Source organism: Fundicoccus sp. Sow4_D5, from assembly GCF_052116365.1.
Lineage (GTDB): Bacteria > Bacillota > Bacilli > Lactobacillales > Aerococcaceae > Fundicoccus.
Genome location: NZ_JBQKLF010000003.1, coordinates 1 through 19,552 on the forward strand (window position 1 = coordinate 1; position 19,552 = coordinate 19,552).

Sequence of the window (19,552 nt, forward strand, 5' to 3'; positions counted from 1 at the left end):
GGGGGGGCCCCACTTATAGTTCACCACTCCTGTAAAAAATGTTTAATCCTAAATATTCGCCCATTAACACAGTTTGTTACATCCCCCACTATTCTTCCATCTTATAAGCGAGTTGATGCTTTAGTACATACTCGCTTAAATGCGTTAGAAGTCTCCTGTCTGAACGCCCTGTCTCACATCCTATCTTAAAGCGGCTTGCATTTCATGGATGTAGTCGTAAATGTAAGGCTTTGCTTTTTCACCGTGGGTTTCCACTAGACGCACAATCCCACTCCCTACGATCACGCCATCTGCTTTAGCTGCAATATCTTTAACCTGACTAGGTCGGTTGATACCAAAGCCAACTGCTACTGGAATATCTGAAACTGCCCGAATTTCAGCAACCATAGCTGAAATATCCGTTGTGATATTTGAACGGACCCCAGTTACCCCCATTGAAGATACTAAATAAATAAACCCTTCCGCCTCTTTAGCAATCGCTCGAATTCGATTTTTTGACGTTGGGGCTATCAAAGTGATCACTTCAATCCCATATTGGCTAGCAACTAGTTTAACTTCTTCTTGTTCTTCAAAAGGTAAATCAGGGATAATAATACCCGAAATACCAATTTCCTGACACTTGGCGAAGAAATTGTCATAACCGTAAACAAAAACTGGGTTTAAATAAGTCATAAAAACTAATGGTACATGTATTTTATCTTTTAAATCAGCCACCATATCAAAGACATTATTCAAGCGCACCCCTGCTGATAAGGCCCGAACGCTCGCATTTTCTACGACTGGTCCTTCAGCGATTGGATCTGAAAATGGAATCCCGATTTCAATCAGGTCAGCCCCTACTTCTTGGGCAGCTAGGATATTTTCAGCTGATTGGTCCAGGTTGGGATCGCCTGCCATCAAATAGGTGATAAAGGCTTTTTTATCTTGGAATGCTTCAGCTATTTTACTCATAAATCTCTTCTCCTTTATAACGGGCAATGGCTGCCACATCCTTGTCCCCGCGTCCTGATAAACAAATCACAATGCTTTGGTCTGGTGACATGGTTGGGGCCAGCTTCTTAGCGTAAGCCACAGCATGTGCTGATTCAATCGCTGGAATAATCCCTTCTATTCTAGATAAATATTCGAAGGCAGCTACCGCTTCATCGTCTGTTACCGGTACATATTCAGCGCGCCCAACTTCATTTAAACGGGCGTGTTCTGGGCCGATGCCTGGGTAGTCAAGCCCCGCTGAAATAGAATAAACTGGTGCAATTTGACCATATTCATCTTGGCAAAACAAGCTCTTCATACCGTGGAAAATACCTCTCGTCCCCTTAGCAATAGTCGCTGCATGTTGAGTGGTATGAATGCCTTTTCCAGCCGCCTCACACCCAATTAACCGAACTCCTTCATCTTCAATAAAGTGGTAGAAAGTCCCAATAGCATTGGACCCACCACCCACACAAGCAATGACCGCATCCGGTAATTGCCCGTGATTTTTCTGGAATTCATCTTTAATTTCACGAGAAATCACACTTTGGAAGTCACGCACCATAGTTGGATATGGATGAGGCCCCATGACAGAACCTAGAGCATAATGGGTATCCTCCACCCGGTTACTCCATTCACGCATGGTTTCATTCACCGCATCCTTCAAGGTTTTGGTCCCCTTAGCCACACTGTTAACCTTAGCCCCTAACAATTCCATCCGAAAGACATTCAAAGCTTGGCGGTCTGTATCTTCTTGCCCCATAAAAATTTCACATTCCATCTTCAACAAGGCCGCCGCTGTTGCTGTCGCCACCCCGTGCTGACCAGCCCCAGTTTCTGCAATTAAACGGGTTTTCCCCATTTTTTTCGCCAACAAGGCTTGCCCTAGGACATTATTAATTTTGTGCGACCCGGTATGGTTCAAGTCTTCTCTTTTTAAATAGACCTTGGCCCCGCCTAAATCAGCCGTCATATTCTCTGCATAATATAAACGCGACGGACGACCAGCATAATCATTTAATAAAGTCGTCAACTCCGCCTGAAATGCCTCATCATTCTTATAAAAATTGTAGTCTTTCTCCACCCGTTGCACTTCAGCCATCAAGGTTTCTGGAATATACTGGCCACCAAAGTCGCCAAATCTACCATTAGTCATGTGTTACCTCCCGTATTTTCGCTACGAATTTCTGCATTTTCACTGGATCCTTTACCCCGTCTGTTTCAAGTGACGACGACGCGTCTACCGCATATGGTCGGACCACTTTTAAGGCCTCTTCAATATTTCCAATCCCTAGACCTCCAGCCAGAAAAAAGGGCTTCTCTTGGTATGCTGACACCATTTGCCAATCAAATATCTTCCCTGAACCACCGCGGCTAGGACTCAAGCTGTCGAATAATAAATAGTCAGCTTGATTTGGATCTACCACCAATTCATCCCCAACCGCAACCGATTTGATAATGTGTTGGTCAACTTGACCCTTCAAATGTGCAATATAAGCCTGGTCTTCTTCGCCGTGTAACTGGACTAAATCAATAGTCCCCGCCTGACAAATCGCCACAATCTCTTCAATTGGGGCATTTACAAAAACGCCCACCGTTTGAATATCCGCCGCTAAATCACGTCTAAAGCTTGCCGCTAAGTCAGGCTTCACATACCGCTTGGTTTCTGGCACAAAGATAAAACCCACATAATCTGGTTTAGCCGCATTCGCTGCCTCAATATCTTCCGGCCTTCTCAAGCCACAAATTTTCACTTTAATCATTACAAAGCCCCTTTAAGTTCACTTAATTTCACTTGCTTATCCTCAGCCAACATCATAGATTCACCGATTAAAACCGCGTCCACCCGGTTGTCATGCAATAATTTGATATCCGCTGCTGTCTTAACCCCACTCTCAGCAACAAATACCGTGTCATCCGGCGTCAGATTTCTCAAGCGAATCGAATTTTGGAAGTCCACTTCAAAGTTATGTAAATTTCGGTTGTTGACCCCAATAATTCGGCTACCAGCTTCAATGGCCATGGCGATTTCATCCGCATCATGGGCTTCCACTAAAACCGACAAGCCCAATTCGTCCGCTAAGGAAATGTATTCGGCCAACTGGTCTGGACTTAAGATTGCACAAATCAATAGTATAGCGTCCGCCCCGATTGCCCGAGCTTGGTAGATTTGGTAAGGGTCGATCACAAAATCTTTCCGCAAAATGGGAATATCCACTGCTTGGCTAATTTCCTGTAAGTATTGGTTGCGCCCTTGGAAATAATCTTCTTCTGTTAAAACCGATAAGGCCGTCGCTCCAGCCGCTTGGTAATCTTTGGCAATGTCCACATAAGGGAACTCTTTAGCAATTAAACCCTTTGATGGCGAGGCTTTTTTCACTTCGCATATAAAAGACATGTCCCCTTCTTTCAAGGCTTGTTCAAAAGCAAATGGTGGCAAATGACGGTCTGGAAAAGTCACCAACAATTCTTCCAAAGGTGTTTTCAGCTTATCCTCGGCTACCCTTTTTCCCCGGGTAATAACAATTTCATCTAAGATACTCATGCAATGACCTCCTGACCAATAAGGTTTGTTGCGGCAATAAATTCATCTAATTTGGCTTTAGCCTTACCTGAATCAAGCATTTCTTCAGCCAGTCGAACACAGTCGCGTAAAGACAATTCATCTTTACCCATGTACAGGCAGCAAGCCGCGTTCATGACAACGATATTGCGGCGGGCACCTTGTTCACCGTTTAAAATATCTAAAGCGATTTGAGCATTCTCTTCTGGGTCTCCACCGATTAGCTCGCTCAATTGACCACGTTCAAGGCCGAATTGTTCTGGGGTAATAAAGTAGCTAGTTACCTTACCATCATTGACTTCACAAATAGTTGTGGTATCCGTAATTGTAATTTCGTCCAAGCCGTCATGACCGTGAACCACCATAGCCCGTTTCACATTCAATTGGTTTAATACTTGAGCAAGCGGTTCCACTAATTTCTCGTCGTATACACCTAATAACTGTTTGGTTGCACCCGCTGGATTGGCTAAGGGACCTAGAATATTGAACATGGTACGGGCCCCTAATTGTTTACGGACAGGCGCCACATGTTTCATGGCTGAATGGTAAGTTTGGGCGATCATAAAGCAGAAGTCTGTTTCCTCTAAGATTTGTGCACTTTGGTCCGCCGTTAGGAAAATGTTTGCGCCCAAGGCTTCCAGTACATCCGCTGACCCACATTTACTCGATACTGACCGGTTACCATGTTTGGCTACCGCAACACCAGCCGCCGCAACGACAAAGGAAGAAATGGTTGAAATGTTGAAGGAGTTTAGCTCATCCCCACCCGTCCCAACAATATCAAGGACGTCCTTTTTCGCGGATAATTTAAGGCCCTTATCTCGCATGACTTCAGCTGAAGCAGTAATTTCGTCAATTGTTTCACCCTTCATCCGCAAAGCCGCAAGGTAAGCACCCATTTGACTGTCAGTAGCTTCCCCTTCCATCATTTGGTTCATAACCTGGCCTGCCGTTTCTTTAGATAAATCATTGCCTAAGAATAATTCATTAATCGCCTTGTTAATCATGAGTATTTCCTCCTACTTTAAGAAAATTCTGAATCATCGTTTCGCCTGAAGGTGTCAGTATCGACTCGGGATGGAACTGGACGCCAAACATTGGATATTTACGGTGACGCACAGCCATCACCTCACCCTTGTCCGATTCGGCAATCACCAATAGCTCATCCGGCATACTTTGTCGGTCCGCAATCAGCGAATGGTAGCGGGCTACTGGCACAACTGGCGGTAACCCTCTAAAAATCTCACTCCCACTCGCCACATGAATGGTCGACTGTTTCCCGTGGACAGCCGGTTGGGCATGAATAATATCCGCCCCGTAAGCTAGACACATCGCTTGAAGACCTAGACAAACCCCTAAAATTGGAAAGTGGTCAGCCAATTCTTTGGTGACAGCTACTGTGACGCCTGCATCCTCCGGTCGTCCTGGACCAGGAGAGATGACAATATGTGAGGGACTTAAATCAATAATTTCTTCGATGGTGACTTGGTCATTTCGCACAACTTGGATGGCTTCACCCGTATTCTTGCCGATCAATTGGTAGAGATTGTAGGTAAAGCTGTCGTAGTTATCAATCAGTAAAATCATGGTTACGCCTCCTCGTGTCCTAATGCTATCATCATGGCTTTGGCCTTGTTCTTCGTTTCTAAGTATTCTTTTTCAGGATCTGAATCTGCCACAATCCCTGCGCCAGATTGGACAAAGACTTGGTCATTCTTCAAGACAGCCATCCGGATCCCGATACACATATCCATGTTGCCGGCAAAGTCGATATACCCTAAAGCACCGCCATATGGGCCTCGTTTGGTATTTTCAATTTCATCAATCAATTGGCAGGCCCGAATCTTAGGGGCACCGGATAAAGTACCCGCTGGTAGTGCTGATTTTAAGACATCTAAACAAGTCGCGTCTGGTCTGACTTTGGCTGTTACCTTGGATGAAATGTGGCTGACGTGTGAAAACTGCTTGATGGCTCTGTATTCACTGACTTCTAGGGTACCGAATTCAGCGACCTTTCCGATATCGTTGCGGGCTAAGTCAACAAGCATGTCATGTTCGGCCAACTCTTTTTCATTTTCCAAAAGGCCTTCAACCAATGCTCTATCTTCCGCATCCGTTGCCCCGCGCGGTACAGTACCGGCTAATGGGAAGGATGAAGCGACACCGTTACGAACAGAGACCAGGGTTTCCGGTGATGCACACGCGATTTCTAAGTCATCGAAATGCATGTAGACCATGTAAGGTGACGGGTTAATCGTCCGAAGCAGGCGATAAGTTTGTAGTAATGACCCGGAAAAAGGGGCCTTAAACCGGTTGGATACCACCGCTTGGAAGATGTCACCCTCCACAATATGGTGTTGGATTTTCTCTACGATACGCTCGTAATCTTCTTGGCTAAACAAAGCTTCAAAATCGCCCACCGCTTGGGTCAAGTCCTCATCGCGAACATGGTCTGGACGCATAATCAGCTGCTCCATATCCTTCAAGTCTGTAGCCCCTTGGATGTAGTTTTCTTCTAATTTATCGGTTTCAATATTGACGATTAAGACAATCTTTTGGCGGAAGTGATCAAAGGCAATGACCTTATCCATCAACATGAAATGGTAGTCCCGGAAATTTTCTGGGTTATTTTTCGTTAACTGTAGAGATGGTTCCGTATATTTGATGCAGTCATAAGACAAGTAACCAACCAAACCACCTGTAAAAGGCGGTAAATAATCAATACTTGGGCTCTTATAACGGTCAAGGATATCGTTCAAGGATGCTAGTGGATCATCTGCTTGGAAGCTTTCTTCTTGCTTGCCCTCTTGCACGGTTACTTGACCGTCTGTTGAGTAGATCGACAAGTTCGGTTTATAGCCAATAAAAGAATAACGGCTCCAGTTATCCTTATTCACCACACTCTCCAGTAGGTAGAAGTGGTCGGATTGTTTGCTGATCGTTCTCAGCACTTCGATTGAGGTTGCTACATCGGAAAAAATTTCTAAAGCAATTGGAATAATCGTATGGTCTTTGGCTAACTGTCTCGCCTCTTCTAAACTTGGTCTAATCATTGTCGTACGCTCCTTTTAATTCATTATTAAAATCATAAAATTACGGCTAGTCATGACGATTGGGGCGAAAACAACAAAAAAAGCATCCATCCATGACTTATACAAGTCAAGGACGGGTGCTCTAAAAACATCCGCGGTACCACCTTGAATTTACAGACACTACGCCTGTACGCTCTGCAGGATACTAACATATCCCTCGCAACTGACGTATGCGTCACGTCGCAGAATAATCAGAAGTTTATCTCCAAAAATACACTTCCTTTAACTGCGCCCTCCGTGGTCCATTTGATGCACTGCGTTGTGCGAGGCTCTCAGTAACCCCCACTCCCTGTAACTGCACGTTACACCGTTATCTCCACTTCATTGGTTTAAAGTTGTTATTCGATTAACTAGATTATAACGGGACAGGCAAAAAGAAGTCAAGGGTTTTATTAACAGAACATTAAAAATATGGATGTTTCAATCATTATATCTTAATTATTCATATCAAATGTTCATTGCAATTTCTTTACCCATTTTAGGTATCTCAGAAACAAAATTCATAATTTTATCCTTGGAAAGGTTTCTAAAACTATCTATATTGAGCATCCTATTCAGTTCTTTTTCATTATTTAAACTTTTGACCATAACTTTTCTCCTTATTATAACTTCACGAAACTTTTCTCGCTGCATACATCAACAAAATCAATCGTCATAAATTTAGCCAAATAATACTACAGCGCGAATTTAGATTTCAGCTACCACTTAACTTAAATGTAATATATACCATTTCTTCCAAATCAAGCAACAAATTATAAATTAATTGAAGCAACAATAAAAAAGCTAGGTATCCACTAAGGTTGTAGATACCTAGCTTCCTAATTATTTGAAAGTATTATTTCAATTATAATATTTCCTTTACTCGGCCAACGGTGCCATCTCTAGCATGACTTTAATACCATGTGGATGGTTTTGAGAGTTTGTCAGGATTTTACCCACAATACCCTCTGTTAATTTTCCAGATTGTTGGTCCTGTTTTTGAACAATTTTTACCTGGTTACCAATTTGAATATTACTTCTTTTATTACCTTCGTTCATGATGGGCTCCTTTTAAAGGTCTCGATTTTTTTATAGTCGCAACCATTTGTTTAACCTATTTTATCAGAAGATCATCGAAAAAGGCTAATATGAAAAAAATGTAAAGCCAGTCGCTGTACCTTTACCAATATCACCAGTAATAATCCCAACAACAAACCAACATAAAATACCGTAGCATAATTATTCGGGTTCTATTTCCAAAATAAAATCTCCCTATCAGTCCTCTAACAACCTAAACTTATCTAACTTTTTAACGTTCGTTTTTCTCAAATTATTGAAAGTATGATTGTATATTTTATATTGTAATATATACAATCACGACTATTATTTTTGGGATAAAAAAGGCTATAATCTATTCAATTATAGCCTGCATAACCAATAAAATTGTTCCTACATCAATCTATCTTTCACTAAGTCGTTAAATCGCAGCTAATGCTTTATCTAAGTCAGCTATGATATCATCCACATTTTCAATTCCGATAGATAAACGGATTGTTTCAGGCTTAATACCACCTTCAGCTAGTTCTTCTTCAGTTAACTGACTATGGGTCATTGAAGCGGGGTGAACCACTAATGATTTAGCATCTCCAACATTCGCTAATAGAGAGAATAATTCTAAATTTTCAATGAAATTAACCCCACCTTCATAGCCACCTTTAACACCAAAGGTAAAGATTGAACCCGCCCCTAGAGGTAAGTATTTTTCTTTTAAGCTATAATATGGGCTACTTTCTAACCCCGCATAATCAACCCATTCTACTTTGTCGTGTTGCGCTAAGAATGTAGCCACTTTCTCTGCATTTTCAACATGACGATCCATACGTACGTGTAATGATTCTAAGCCTTGAACTAATAACCACGCATTGAAAGGTGAAATTGAAGCCCCAGTATCTCGTAATAGCGTCGCACGAATTTTTGTAGTATATGCTGCTGGGCCAAAGGCATCTGCGAAAACAAGATCATTATAAGTTGGATCTGCTTGACTTAAGCCTGGGAACTTATCATTTTGTTTCCAGTCAAACTGTCCACTTTCTACAATTACCCCACCGATTGAAGTACCATGACCACCAATAAATTTAGTCGCTGAATGGACAACAATATCTGCACCATGTTCAATAGGTCGTGATAGATAAGGTGTTGCAAAAGTATTATCAACGATTAGTGGAATACCATGTTTATGCGCTACTTCAGCTAAGCCACTAATATCTTCAATATTTCCAGCCGGATTGCCAATTGTTTCTACAAATACAGCCTTAGTATTGTCTTGAATAGCTTGGTCTACATTCGCTAAATCACTCGTATCTACTATCGTCACATCGATACCGAAGTCCTTGAAAGTATGTTCAAATAAGTTGTGGCTTCCGCCATATAGGTTAGCTGTCGCTACAATGTGATCTCCTGCTTTAGCTAAAACTTGAATAGCATAAGAAATAGCGGCCATACCCGAAGCGACAGCCAAACCAGCTGAACCACCTTCTAAAGCAGCCACTCTACCTTCAAAGACGCCCTGAGTAGGATTTGTGATTCGTGTATAGATATTGCCACCTTCTGTTAAGGCAAAACGATTAGCTCCTTGCGCTACATCATCAAAAACATAAGCTGTTGTTTGGTGTAGAGGAACAGCACGTGACCCTGTTTCATCAATCGTTTGGGCAGCGTGAATGGCTTGTGTCTCAATTCTATAGTCTTTTGTCATAATAAATTCCCCCGATTTTATAATTTTTTTTATAAAAAAAGCTTCCATCCCTTGCTTATGCAAAGGATGAAAGCTACTTCATGGTACCACCTTAATTTATTATATTATCGCTAATATAAACTCACAGAGTACGTTAAAAAATCATTATACTCTTTCCCTGTAACGGGGGCTCCCGAATAATCCTCACCTATCTTAGGCTTAAACTATTATGCTCCAAGACCATTTTCTTCTAATCTCCTTGACCTACTTCCACCACACATAGGCTCTCTCAACAAGGGTCATAAAATACTTATCCCATCATCGCGTATTGCATATATCAATTTAGATATATGATAATGGCATTTTGATGATAAGTCAACCTTTAATTTTAATTTTCTTTTCATTTTAAACCTTTTGTTAAGCTTTATTCATTATATTAATAAATATGTAGCCTATAACTTTTTAAAATTAGTTTTATAGCTTCATCAACTGAATTTTTGCTTACAGGTAATCTCTCCGCAACTTTTACTTACGCATTAAATTACTGCTGATACTTTGTCTAGATCTGTCATGATATTACTGACACCTTCGAGTCTAAAGATAAACGGATTGTTTCAGGTTTAATGCCACCTTCAACTGGTTCTTCTTTCGTTAGTTAGCTAAGTGTCACTCAAACCGGATAAACCACTAATGATTTTTCAATTCCCACACTCCCTAAAGCACTCCTACCTACTATCAGCACACCTTGCCAATCCAATCAAATATTTACAAATAAAGTATCACCAGGTGAATTGCCGTAGCCCCATAAACAAAAAAATTCCCTTTTTAATAAGTACCACCTACAATTTTTCCTGCATAATACATAATATACTCTCCCATCATGGCTCGATGAGTAATATCTTATAAGTTCCCTAGTTGTTCTAAAATATAATCTAAATATTCTTTACTGGATGACATAGCGCACCCCCAAGTATTATCGACTTAGCTTATTTTTATAAAAATCGTTGAAGTATTTGCTTAGTTTCTTCGTCGTTTGATTCAGATTGATTGGCACTTTGAGAGACGGTATGGATAATATCCGCTAAGTTGATTTGCTGCATCTCCAATTCAACGCTACGTTGCAATCGATCATATTTTTCGGCTAATACACCTTGGATATTACCTCCTACGATACAGGCAGGTGCTGTCTTCTCATCCACACGAAATAGTTGTTGCGCTTCATCAATTGCTTGATAGATATCGTAAAACGAAATATTTTCGGGTTCTCTACTTAATTTCGGATTGGCTTTTCCTGATTGACTGGTGATCAGGCCAGCCTTTTTAAGGCTACTCATAATGCGTCTAACAGAAACGGGATTAGCATTCACACTTTTGGCAATGACCTCACTAGATAAGTCTGTGCCTTGAAGCATCTCGATATAAACTAGAATATGAATAGCATTACTAAATTTTACTGAATATTTCATCTGAATATCCCACCTCTTTTCTCTTGACTTATTATAGCACATTCACTATCATTAACCTGTAACTTTAATTGTTACAAGTTAATGAAAAAGGAGTGTTTATTCATGAAATATTTAGTAACTGGCGCAACAGGTGCCTTTGGTGGCCTCGCATTAGACAAATTAAAAACATTAGTTCCCGTATCAGATATCCACATCTTAGCGCGTAGTAAAGAAAAAGCTACGCCACTTGCTGAAGCTGGCTATACAGTACACATCGGTAATTACTTAGATAAAGCATCTTTAAAAGCTGCCTTCACAGGTATTGACCGCTTATTACTAGTTTCATCAGCACCCGGCACTCGTCAAGAAGAACATCAAAATGCGATTAATGCAGCCAAAGAAGCAGGTGTTAGCTTTATCACCTATACAAGCTTTGCCCATGCAGACCAATCTTCTGCCGACCTAGCAACTGACCACCGTTATACCGAAAAAGCCATCAAAGCATCCGGCATTCCATTTACAATTTTAAGAAACAACTGGTACTTGGAAAATGAACTACCGCTTGTAGGTGCAGCTTTAAATAGTGGTAAACTATTATACACCGCTGAAAATGGTAAAGCAGGTTGGGCATTACGTCGCGAATACACTGAAGCAGCTGCGATCGTTTTAGCTGGTGAAAAAACTTTCCCTGAAATTCTAGAATTATCTGGGAAACCAGTAGACTACATTACTTTAACTAAAGCACTAGCAGAAGCAATAGGTAAAGAAATTACCCCTCTAGATACTAACGACGAAGCATTCGTTAAAAATCTAACTGACAATCAATTACCAGATCCAGTAGCAGGCTTCTTCCTAGCGATCCAAGGTGACATCAAAAATGGTGTATTAGATGTACAATCAGATGACTTTGAAACGGTATTAGGCAAGCCATTAACACCGCTTGTGGATGCCTTTAAAGAATTACTTCAATAATTTCATATCGTTCAATAAACCATTCTTCATAAAAAGATCAAGAGCCCCTACTAGCTAGCCTTAATGACAACTAGTAGGGGCTCTTTTTGAATATGAATACCTTCAAATCGAAAAATCGTTTCTGGCTACCTAAAATTTGACATCAAGTCAAAGATCCAACCACCAATAGGGGCAGCCTTTTATTAAGCACCCGTCTATCATATGTATTGCCGTATGGTTAATCTACGTCATCATTTAATCAACTACTAAAAGCGTAATTTTTCTTTTTTTACTACCGTATTGCTTTATAGTCCAAATCTGTATATGAAGAATTAGTAATCAAATTGATTAATTGATCGTAAGTTTCAGGGCTTATTGCCTCCTTAAATCCATCGTATCATTGACATGGACTTTTCCAATTTAGTTCATTGGTATTAGATGGTGAACACGAATAAAGTTTTTATCGTGTTCGCCATATACCTTTTCGAATTCGAAGCCACAGACAAAACACTTACATCCATAATATTGAATACACTTTTGACGTGCTATAGAACTTCACTGATACTTGTTTACTAATGTTAACTCTTCTGAATCAACTTGAGCCACTAATCTTAAACGAGCATACATGCCACCTAATGCTTTTAAGTATTCTTCTTTTATAAACCAATACTCTTCGTCGTTTACAATTTCCTCCCTTGACGTGGTGTTAAGTAACTCCTCGATAACCCTCCACACAAGAGGAGCTCCCAGACGGTCTAGGACAAAATAAATAAAGTCAGTAGACCAAGCCCACTGACTTTTGAAGCCCTTGTTTTTAATGATTAACGCTTAGACATGATGACTTTAATTTCGTCTTCATTAATACCTACCATCGCTTCGCCTAAATCAGTTGAGATTTCGACTAATTTGGCAGCATCTTTGTAATGGGCTACTGCTTCAACTATGGCTTTGGCACGTTTTTCTGGATTACCTGATTTGAAAATACCTGAACCAACGAAAACTCCTTCAGCACCTAATTGCATCATTAAAGCCGCATCAGCAGGTGTTGCCACCCCGCCAGCCGAAAAGTTCAACACAGGTAATTTACCAGTATCATGGACTCGCTTTAATAAATCATAAGAGACGCCTAATTCCTTAGCTTGGTTAAAGAGCTCATCATCTTGTAACGAAGCCACATAGCGGATTTGTTCATGGATTTTTCTTAAGTGACTAACCGCTTGACTGACATCCCCCGTTCCTGCTTCACCTTTAGTACGAATCATTTTAGCCCCTTCTTGAATACGGCGTAAAGCTTCACCTAAATCTCTAGCTCCACAAACGAAAGGTGTTTCAAAGGGTTGTTTATCAATATGATAAACTTGATCAGCGACTGATAAGACTTCTGACTCATCAATATAGTCAATTTGTAAACTTTCTAAGATTTGAGCTTCGACAAAGTGACCAATTCTTACTTTCGCCATGACTGGTATAGAAACTGCTGCTTGAATTTCTTTTATCATTTGAGGGTCACTCATCCGACTAATACCACCAGCAGCTCGAATGTCTGCAGGAACTCTTTCTAAAGCCATGACCGCTACGGCACCAGCTGCTTCAGCAATTTTAGCTTGTTCCACATTTACCACGTCCATAATGACGCCACCAGCTAATTGTTTATGTACTTCTTCAATTGATCGTTTCATTTTGATTGCTCCTTTATATATATTATCTCCACTTTAACAATCTTTTGGATGTTTCTTAAGATGCAAAAACAGATACTTTTATGGGTCCAAATAGTTTTTTATTGTATAATGGATAATACGAGAGGAGGAATAGCATGATTACGGTAAACTTTAACGAAGACCAACACCTCTACTTACAAATAGTCGATGAAGTCATTCGGCAAATTGCCCAAGGACATTTAAAAAGTGGAGACCAACTCCCCTCACGCAGGGCCTTGGCAGATCATTTAAAAGTCAGTCTTAATACAGTCATTAACGCTTATGACCAACTGACCGATGAAGGCTATATAGTGCCGAGGGAAAGATCTGGTTATTATGTGGATTTACTAGAAATTGATATGTTGCCCTCTGAGGAAATGGAGACAAAGCCGCTAAAACATGAGCATTCTAAAATAAGTGAAGTCAGCCAATATACTTATGATTTTCACTTTGCCAACCGTGATATGTCAACTTTAAATCCCAAACAATTATTGCAGTATGCACCCGAAGCGCTAGCAAGAAGCGTGGTTAATTGTAATTTAAAAGATGACTTGGGTTCTCTCTCTTTACGCTTGGCTATTGCTAATTATTTACGTAAATATCGGGGAGTGAAGACTTCAGCTGACAATATCATCATTACAGGTGGTCATACGGCTAGCTTACAGACACTATTTGCCTTATTAGACGATGCGATTTATGCCTTAGAAGATCCTGGCTATTATAAAAATTTAGATTTCTTTACAGACTATCATCAAAAGACGATTCGAATTCCGATTGATAAATATGGTTTCTCAGTTAAAGATTTGGAGACTACCTCAGCTAACATCGTGATAACTACTCCCAGCCATCAGTTTCCCACTGGCATTATCATGGGGATGCGTCGACGTCAGCGTTTATTAAAATGGGCCTATCAGGCAGAAAACCGTTATATTATTGAAAATGACTACTATAATGAGTTCCGCCTTAAGGGCCGTCCTGTTCCTGCTTTGACAAGTCTGGACGACCAAGAGCGAGTCATTTTATTAGGGGCCTTTCGTCAAAGTATGGGGTCAATTTTTAAGATGTCTTATTTAGTTTTACCCGATCAATTAATGAATAAATTCCATCAAGCTAAATTAAAAATCAGTGATATTTCCAGCTTTGAGCAATATTTAATGACTGATTTTCTCAATTCTCCCCATTTTCCTAAATATATTAATAGCCTGCGGACTAATTACCGTCGTAAGGAAAAAGCGGTTCTAGCAGCGCTTAACCAAACCCAACTACCCCTAACCATTAAGGAAGCAGGGGCTGGACTTTTCTTAATTATTAACTTTGAGGGTGAGATTCCACCGACTGACGTGATTCAAGCTAGGCTGGCTGAAAATAAGATCCGCTTACAACCGGTCAACCACTACGCTAAATTAAAGAACCGGTTCGACCAAAGTTATATATTAGGTTATGGTGGGCTAGAGCTTGATGAAATTGATCAAGCTATTCAAGCTTTAGTCTCTATTTTTAAATAAAGCAAAAGACTCAGTAAGTCAGCGAAATGTAGTGACCCCCAAAAGTTAGATTTTTTAACTCTAACTTTTGGGGGTCAGTACACTATCGATACCGATACCTGTTATGGTTGCTGTTACCAGCTCCAAAACGTCAGGTTTTTGTCTAATCAAAAACGAATTACAGCAACTCAATGTTAAAGCTATTATTACCCAACTTCCCACGGTAAGCCCTACCCTTATAGATAGTCCCACCAAAACTGCATCAAAGGGTGAAGTTCCAAAGTCTGATTGTATTGTAAATGAAATACCAAGGGTTAATAATAAAATTCTTAATACATAAAAAATATATTTCACTTTTCGACACCACATTATTTTATTTTTGTTGCAAATACAACAAAAATAGGTTAAGTTTAATGTCGATTAATCTTGTTGCATTTGCAATAAAATATTTACTAAGGAGTTAAGCTATGAAGGAGATTCTTCGTGAGATTGGAATGATAGCAAGAGCGTTAGATTCTATAAGTAATATAGAATTTAAAGAATATGACCTTACAAAAGGACAGTATTTGTATCTTTTACGAATATGTGAGCACCCCGGAATCATTCAAGAAAAGTTGGCTGAGATGATAAAAGTAGATCGAACAACAGCCTCTCGAGCTATAAAGAAACTTGAAAAGAATGGCTTTATTGAAAGAAGGGAAGATAAGTATAACAAGAAAATAAAAAAAATCTTTCCAACTATGAAGGGGGAAAATGTTTATCCTAAGATTAAAAGAGAGAATGATTATTCGAATAGTGTCGCATTAGCAGGATTTTCCGAAAGAGAAGTAGAAATCATTTCTCACCTTCTTCAAAGAGTTAGAAAGAATATAGAGGTTGACTGGGAACATGTAAAAAAGGGAAACAAGAGAAGTTATTGATTATATTAAGGAGCGAAAAAGTAACATGACGATAAGAACGAAAAAGTGCACGGTTGAGGATTTACAAGCACTTCAAGAAATAAGTATAGAAACATTCAATGCAACATTTAAAGATCAGAATTCACCTGAAAATATGACGTCCTATTTGGAAAGGGCATTTAACCTTGAACAATTAGAAAATGAATTATCCACTATTTCTTCAGAGTTTTATTTTGTTTATTTTAAAAATGAAGTCGCTGGATATTTAAAAATCAATATCAATGATGCTCAGTCTGAAGAAATGGGCCATGATTCACTTGAAATCGAAAGGATTTATATTAAGAACAAATTTCAAAGACATGGGCTTGGTAAAGTTCTGTTTAATAAAGCATTGGAAGTTGCGAAGGAACATAATAGAAAGAAAATCTGGTTAGGTGTATGGGAAAAGAATGAAAATGCTATTTCCTTTTATAAGAAAATGGGATTTATTAAAATCGGAACCCACTCCTTTTTTATGGGTGATGAAGAGCAAACAGATTTGATCATGAGCAAAACACTCGTATAACCCTATTGGAAAGGTGGATTTCTATGTATATTCCAAAACATATTAAGGTGACAAATGTTGATGAAGTGTGGGAATTTATTCAAAAAAACTCTTTTGGTACGGTTGTTACAATAGTTCAGGGGAAGCCAATTGCCACTCATGCACCGTTACAATTAATCCGAACCAGCGATGGTGACTACATTACTGGGCATATGGCTTATGCGAATCCTCAATGGAAAGCGTTTGAAGTAGAGAAGGAAAATATTCTTGTTATATTTCAAGGTCCTCATGGGTACATTTCGTCATTTGTGAACGATTCAAGTATGGCCTTAAAATCCAGCCTGTTATTTGATGAAAAAGCTCCCATGACGTTTTCCCAAACAGCAATAACTGGATATGTTCCATTCGTTGCACACCTCATTTCTTCTATGATTCGGATTGCATGATAAAATAAACTGGATTGACTTCCAGTAAGACCTTCTCGTTTACCAATATTAGATAGGTTCTGACAAGGTGAACCAAATGTAATGATATGAACAGGTGGAATTTCCCCACCATTTACTTTTGTAATATTTCCTAAATGATGGATGTTAGGAAAATGCCGCTTCGTAATAGATATGGGAGCTTTTTCAATTTCACTTGCCCAAATCGGTTGAATCCCATAACGAGAAGCAGCTAATGGAAATACACCAATCCCATCAAATAAACTTCCTAAAGTTAATTTGTGTCATATTCCACCTTCTATTCTCCTTTTTTAGGCGCAAAAAAAAGACGTTCATTTTATTTGAACGCCTTACAATATTTTTATTCTATTGTGTTCCCATACCCTGATCAATTACCACTGAAACGGTAATGTGGTTTTTCAGTACTTTATTTCTCGTTTTTTCACCTTCTCCCACAAACACGAAATGCTTGTGAAAGTGTTTAAAACTAAGGATTTCTATATAGTTTCTCTTTGTAGCAACGATACACACTCCACATGGCACGCTAGGACAATATGAATAACTAGTCAGCGTGTCCGTTCGTGAAAACTTATCATAAAACCTTTTAACGATATCTACTATCTATAGTTAAAAGGTTTCAGAAAGATTGACTGGGATTTATTAAGCTTTAGTTATCGGAATCCAAAGTTCCATTTTGTAGTCTTTGCTGTGCATATCACCTTCATAGTAATATTCAAAGTCGGGTTTTCCTGAATGTGCATAGCCATGCTCGGGAAAAAATACTTCCATCGCATATTTCCACCCGTTATGAATGCATTCCGGAACACTTCCTATTAACTCTACAACTGCATACTCTGCTTCTTCCACTTCCAAAACATCTAAGCCCATGCTTATGGCTTTGTCTATATCAGTAACTATATAGCCTGCCATATAGTTTATGGTATTATTTTCTAAAACATCGTGATTATCAAGGTTTACTATGTCATGACAAATACCTACACTTTGATCGCTTCCTAAACCTAAAAGTTCATCGTGGCTATATTTTTTATATAGCTTATCCCAAACACTTGGGCATACTGATGAGTTGATGTTTTGTTCATTAATCCCTGCAACTGTAAAGGCTTTTTTCTTTTGAATTGTAATATTCATACTTCTTCCTCCTCTTACACTAAGTGATAATTGCACTCGTGAAAATAATTTGAATGGCTTCCCATTTCGTACCTCTGAAGGGGTAAATCCATGAAAATTCTTAAAAGCAGAACCAAATGAATCTGATGACTCATATCCAAATTTGAGGGCAATGTCAATAATCTTTTCATCGGTATCTCTTAATATTATGGCTGCTTCTGTTAATCTTCTACTTCTTAAATATTCCGAAAGCGTTATTTCAGTTAGAATAGAAAATAATCGACTAAACATTGAATAAGAGTATCCTGATAGCTGCGTTACTTTCCTTTCCTCTATCTCATCATCAAGAACTGTTTCAAGATAATCAATCGTATTATTGAACGACTTGATAATATTCATTTTGGTTTCCCTCCTCTCTTTTGGTTTACTTTAGTATAGTGGAGAATATCTTTTACTACCCTACAGTATTCGTACAAAATTTATAGGTCTTGCCAAATTGGATTGTCAACACTAAATCAAACAAATATTATAAGGTCTGTACACATGGCATAGAGTGTGGAGCACTCTCATTGTTTTTGTTGTCGTATTTAATATTACAATCCATCTAAAAATGAGAGTTCAAACATTATCACAAAGCCTAGGTTCGTCACTCTATTACTTATTCTTCATACTTCTTCTCCATCAACACAATCGTCTCAACATGGCTTGAGAGGACAGAATGAATGTCATTTGAGTATGTTCGTTCTCGGAAACATATCCACTGCGTTTTTAGCACTATCGGTAGACGGGAACATATCCATTCATGATAAAAAATAACGTGTCTAATTGCATAATCATGATTGAGTAGAGTTGTCAAAAGAATAAACATAACGTATTTCAGTAAGTTTTTTTCCTGTAATTTCAATAATGCATTCATCGTCTTCATTGCATCGCCACTTATTCTTCCGGCTAAATCAATACTACCCCCTGCTCTGAGATGACAATAATGATATCACCTGAAGCTGGTATCCCCTTGTTGGAAGTATATCTTTCAAAAAATTTGACAAAACTTATCATCTAGTACAATTTCCATGCCTAAAACCACAATATTAATATCCCTCGACTACTATAACTTCACCTTCTTCATCAGTTGGGGGTTGAAAATGATCATAATAAGTGGAAGCTGTTTGCTCCGTCAATATGATATCATTTTGATGATTTCCGTTTCTTTTTCGAATACGTTCCATAACAACTTCCTTAGGTGTCTTTATATAATAGATTTTGGGTTCTATGTCGTATTTCTTTAATAATGAAATATATTCATTTCTCATTTCTCTAGACCAAAATGAATAATCGAGAACAATATCAATGTTTTGCATGATAAGTGAAATTAGTTTTTCATCAAGATAGGTTTTAATATCTTCTAAAACCTCCTGAGGTAAAGGATGTTCATTCAAACCTCGTTTGAATGATTCTTCATCATAAGATAGTATTGTCATCCCGGTACTTTCAATTTTTTTTGCTAGTGTTGATTTACCTGCTCCCGCAGGGCCGCACATTAAAATAACTTTACTTTTCGACAAATTATCTACTGTATTTTTCATTGATATAACCTCCTATAACAAACCAAGAAAACATGACA

The 19,552-nt window shown here is 39.0% G+C and carries 22 protein-coding genes, 2 pseudogenes and 1 other annotated feature; of the genes and pseudogenes, 5 read left to right on the forward strand and 19 right to left on the reverse strand.

Annotation, left to right across the window (positions count from 1 at the left end; genetic code table 11):
* Positions 1-180: 180 nt before the first annotated feature.
* From trpA to ACTQ45_RS05400, 12 genes and pseudogenes are all read right to left on the reverse strand, one after another.
* Complete coding sequence (trpA, locus tag ACTQ45_RS05345; RefSeq protein WP_441763138.1) at positions 181-951, reverse strand: tryptophan synthase subunit alpha; 771 nt, start codon at positions 949-951, stop codon at positions 181-183.
* On the reverse strand, positions 944-2,128 hold the full coding sequence (gene trpB / locus ACTQ45_RS05350) for a tryptophan synthase subunit beta (protein WP_441763139.1): 1,185 nt from the start codon (positions 2,126-2,128) through the stop codon (positions 944-946). The genes trpA and trpB overlap by 8 nt, the downstream gene beginning before the upstream one ends.
* On the reverse strand, positions 2,121-2,735 hold the full coding sequence (locus tag ACTQ45_RS05355) for a phosphoribosylanthranilate isomerase (RefSeq protein ID WP_153833297.1): 615 nt from the start codon (positions 2,733-2,735) through the stop codon (positions 2,121-2,123). The genes trpB and ACTQ45_RS05355 overlap by 8 nt, the downstream gene beginning before the upstream one ends.
* Positions 2,735-3,517, reverse strand: coding sequence for an indole-3-glycerol phosphate synthase TrpC (gene trpC, locus ACTQ45_RS05360; protein WP_153833296.1), 783 nt, complete (start codon positions 3,515-3,517; stop codon positions 2,735-2,737). The genes ACTQ45_RS05355 and trpC overlap by 1 nt, the downstream gene beginning before the upstream one ends.
* Positions 3,514-4,542: an anthranilate phosphoribosyltransferase gene (gene trpD, locus ACTQ45_RS05365; RefSeq protein WP_153833295.1), complete on the reverse strand. Its 1,029-nt coding sequence runs from the start codon at positions 4,540-4,542 to the stop codon at positions 3,514-3,516. Before trpD ends, trpC begins: the two co-directional genes overlap by 4 nt.
* On the reverse strand, positions 4,535-5,122 hold the full coding sequence (locus ACTQ45_RS05370; protein ID WP_441752457.1) for an anthranilate synthase component II: 588 nt from the start codon (positions 5,120-5,122) through the stop codon (positions 4,535-4,537). Before ACTQ45_RS05370 ends, trpD begins: the two co-directional genes overlap by 8 nt.
* Positions 5,123-5,124: 2 nt before the next feature.
* Positions 5,125-6,588 carry an anthranilate synthase component I family protein gene (locus ACTQ45_RS05375; protein ID WP_441752458.1) on the reverse strand — a complete coding sequence of 488 codons (1,464 nt, stop codon included), beginning with the start codon at positions 6,586-6,588 and terminating at the stop codon, positions 5,125-5,127.
* Between the two features lie 486 nt (positions 6,589-7,074).
* Positions 7,075-7,215 (reverse strand): hypothetical protein, encoded by a 141-nt coding sequence (locus tag ACTQ45_RS05380; protein WP_153833292.1) that lies wholly within the window; start codon positions 7,213-7,215, stop codon positions 7,075-7,077.
* A gap of 270 nt (positions 7,216-7,485) precedes the next feature.
* Entirely contained in the window at positions 7,486-7,665 is a 180-nt protein-coding gene (locus tag ACTQ45_RS05385) for a YwbE family protein (protein ID WP_441752459.1), read from the reverse strand.
* A 418-nt stretch (positions 7,666-8,083) separates the two neighbouring features.
* A complete protein-coding gene (locus tag ACTQ45_RS05390; RefSeq protein ID WP_441752460.1) occupies positions 8,084-9,361 on the reverse strand; it encodes an O-acetylhomoserine aminocarboxypropyltransferase/cysteine synthase family protein in 1,278 nt (425 codons plus the stop codon).
* 59 nt (positions 9,362-9,420) lie between these two features.
* Positions 9,421-9,671, reverse strand: a binding site (T-box leader).
* A 497-nt stretch (positions 9,672-10,168) separates the two neighbouring features.
* A pseudogene (locus tag ACTQ45_RS05395) lies at positions 10,169-10,297 on the reverse strand (TfoX/Sxy family protein); the annotation flags it as partial.
* Positions 10,298-10,332: 35 nt separating this feature from the next.
* Positions 10,333-10,806, reverse strand: a complete 474-nt coding sequence (locus tag ACTQ45_RS05400) for an Rrf2 family transcriptional regulator (protein WP_441752461.1) — start codon at positions 10,804-10,806, stop codon at positions 10,333-10,335.
* Between the two features lie 102 nt (positions 10,807-10,908).
* On the opposite strand from ACTQ45_RS05400, the gene ACTQ45_RS05405 reads away from it, so the two are divergent.
* Complete coding sequence (locus tag ACTQ45_RS05405; protein ID WP_441763140.1) at positions 10,909-11,757, forward strand: NAD(P)H-binding protein; 849 nt, start codon at positions 10,909-10,911, stop codon at positions 11,755-11,757.
* Between the two features lie 534 nt (positions 11,758-12,291).
* Here the strand turns inward: ACTQ45_RS05405 and ACTQ45_RS05410 are convergent.
* Positions 12,292-12,471, reverse strand: coding sequence for a hypothetical protein (locus tag ACTQ45_RS05410; RefSeq protein WP_441763141.1), 180 nt, complete (start codon positions 12,469-12,471; stop codon positions 12,292-12,294).
* 86 nt (positions 12,472-12,557) lie between these two features.
* On the reverse strand, positions 12,558-13,415 hold the full coding sequence (gene pdxS / locus ACTQ45_RS05415) for a pyridoxal 5'-phosphate synthase lyase subunit PdxS (RefSeq protein WP_441763142.1): 858 nt from the start codon (positions 13,413-13,415) through the stop codon (positions 12,558-12,560).
* A gap of 134 nt (positions 13,416-13,549) precedes the next feature.
* On the opposite strand from pdxS, the gene pdxR reads away from it, so the two are divergent.
* Complete coding sequence (pdxR, locus tag ACTQ45_RS05420; protein WP_441763143.1) at positions 13,550-14,938, forward strand: MocR-like pyridoxine biosynthesis transcription factor PdxR; 1,389 nt, start codon at positions 13,550-13,552, stop codon at positions 14,936-14,938.
* A 60-nt stretch (positions 14,939-14,998) separates the two neighbouring features.
* On the opposite strand, the gene ACTQ45_RS05425 is transcribed toward pdxR, so the two are convergent.
* Positions 14,999-15,271, reverse strand: a complete 273-nt coding sequence (locus ACTQ45_RS05425; protein ID WP_441763144.1) for a hypothetical protein — start codon at positions 15,269-15,271, stop codon at positions 14,999-15,001.
* Between the two features lie 113 nt (positions 15,272-15,384).
* On the opposite strand from ACTQ45_RS05425, the gene ACTQ45_RS05430 reads away from it, so the two are divergent.
* The 3 genes and pseudogenes from ACTQ45_RS05430 to ACTQ45_RS05440 all read left to right on the forward strand — a co-directional run.
* Positions 15,385-15,837, forward strand: a complete 453-nt coding sequence (locus ACTQ45_RS05430) for a MarR family winged helix-turn-helix transcriptional regulator (protein ID WP_441763145.1) — start codon at positions 15,385-15,387, stop codon at positions 15,835-15,837.
* Positions 15,838-15,862: 25 nt separating this feature from the next.
* Positions 15,863-16,381, forward strand: a complete 519-nt coding sequence (locus ACTQ45_RS05435) for a GNAT family N-acetyltransferase (RefSeq protein WP_441763146.1) — start codon at positions 15,863-15,865, stop codon at positions 16,379-16,381.
* A 23-nt stretch (positions 16,382-16,404) separates the two neighbouring features.
* Positions 16,405-16,608 (forward strand): annotated as a pseudogene (locus ACTQ45_RS05440) (FMN-binding negative transcriptional regulator); the annotation flags it as partial.
* 38 nt (positions 16,609-16,646) lie between these two features.
* On the opposite strand, the gene ACTQ45_RS05445 reads toward ACTQ45_RS05440, so the two are convergent.
* The 4 genes from ACTQ45_RS05445 to ACTQ45_RS05460 form a co-directional block, all read right to left on the reverse strand.
* The gene (locus ACTQ45_RS05445; RefSeq protein WP_441763260.1) at positions 16,647-17,054 is read right to left on the reverse strand and encodes a DNA cytosine methyltransferase; all 408 of its coding nucleotides are present in this window, start codon (positions 17,052-17,054) and stop codon (positions 16,647-16,649) included.
* A 409-nt stretch (positions 17,055-17,463) separates the two neighbouring features.
* Complete coding sequence (locus tag ACTQ45_RS05450) at positions 17,464-18,330, reverse strand: AraC family transcriptional regulator (protein ID WP_153862759.1); 867 nt, start codon at positions 18,328-18,330, stop codon at positions 17,464-17,466.
* Between the two features lie 259 nt (positions 18,331-18,589).
* Positions 18,590-18,856, reverse strand: a complete 267-nt coding sequence (locus ACTQ45_RS05455; RefSeq protein WP_441763147.1) for a hypothetical protein — start codon at positions 18,854-18,856, stop codon at positions 18,590-18,592.
* Between the two features lie 163 nt (positions 18,857-19,019).
* Positions 19,020-19,514, reverse strand: a complete 495-nt coding sequence (locus tag ACTQ45_RS05460; RefSeq protein ID WP_441763148.1) for an AAA family ATPase — start codon at positions 19,512-19,514, stop codon at positions 19,020-19,022.
* Positions 19,515-19,552: the final 38 nt, after the last annotated feature.

Bases quoted from the DNA above. Each gene is read 5' to 3' on its own strand.
- trpA (WP_441763138.1), bottom strand. From the start codon at position 951: ATGAGTAAAATAGCTGAAGCATTCCAAGATAAAAAAGCCTTTATCACC.
- trpB (WP_441763139.1), bottom strand. From the start codon at position 2,128: ATGACTAATGGTAGATTTGGCGACTTTGGTGGCCAGTATATTCCAGAA.
- ACTQ45_RS05355 (WP_153833297.1), bottom strand. From the start codon at position 2,735: ATGATTAAAGTGAAAATTTGTGGCTTGAGAAGGCCGGAAGATATTGAG.
- trpC (WP_153833296.1), bottom strand. From the start codon at position 3,517: ATGAGTATCTTAGATGAAATTGTTATTACCCGGGGAAAAAGGGTAGCC.
- trpD (WP_153833295.1), bottom strand. From the start codon at position 4,542: ATGATTAACAAGGCGATTAATGAATTATTCTTAGGCAATGATTTATCT.
- ACTQ45_RS05370 (WP_441752457.1), bottom strand. From the start codon at position 5,122: ATGATTTTACTGATTGATAACTACGACAGCTTTACCTACAATCTCTAC.
- ACTQ45_RS05375 (WP_441752458.1), bottom strand. From the start codon at position 6,588: ATGATTAGACCAAGTTTAGAAGAGGCGAGACAGTTAGCCAAAGACCAT.
- ACTQ45_RS05380 (WP_153833292.1), bottom strand. From the start codon at position 7,215: ATGGTCAAAAGTTTAAATAATGAAAAAGAACTGAATAGGATGCTCAAT.
- ACTQ45_RS05385 (WP_441752459.1), bottom strand. From the start codon at position 7,665: ATGAACGAAGGTAATAAAAGAAGTAATATTCAAATTGGTAACCAGGTA.
- ACTQ45_RS05390 (WP_441752460.1), bottom strand. From the start codon at position 9,361: ATGACAAAAGACTATAGAATTGAGACACAAGCCATTCACGCTGCCCAA.
- ACTQ45_RS05400 (WP_441752461.1), bottom strand. From the start codon at position 10,806: ATGAAATATTCAGTAAAATTTAGTAATGCTATTCATATTCTAGTTTAT.
- ACTQ45_RS05405 (WP_441763140.1), top strand. From the start codon at position 10,909: ATGAAATATTTAGTAACTGGCGCAACAGGTGCCTTTGGTGGCCTCGCA.
- pdxS (WP_441763142.1), bottom strand. From the start codon at position 13,415: ATGAAACGATCAATTGAAGAAGTACATAAACAATTAGCTGGTGGCGTC.
- pdxR (WP_441763143.1), top strand. From the start codon at position 13,550: ATGATTACGGTAAACTTTAACGAAGACCAACACCTCTACTTACAAATA.
- ACTQ45_RS05430 (WP_441763145.1), top strand. From the start codon at position 15,385: ATGAAGGAGATTCTTCGTGAGATTGGAATGATAGCAAGAGCGTTAGAT.
- ACTQ45_RS05435 (WP_441763146.1), top strand. From the start codon at position 15,863: ATGACGATAAGAACGAAAAAGTGCACGGTTGAGGATTTACAAGCACTT.
- ACTQ45_RS05450 (WP_153862759.1), bottom strand. From the start codon at position 18,330: ATGAATATTATCAAGTCGTTCAATAATACGATTGATTATCTTGAAACA.
- ACTQ45_RS05455 (WP_441763147.1), bottom strand. From the start codon at position 18,856: ATGAAGACGATGAATGCATTATTGAAATTACAGGAAAAAAACTTACTG.
- ACTQ45_RS05460 (WP_441763148.1), bottom strand. From the start codon at position 19,514: ATGAAAAATACAGTAGATAATTTGTCGAAAAGTAAAGTTATTTTAATG.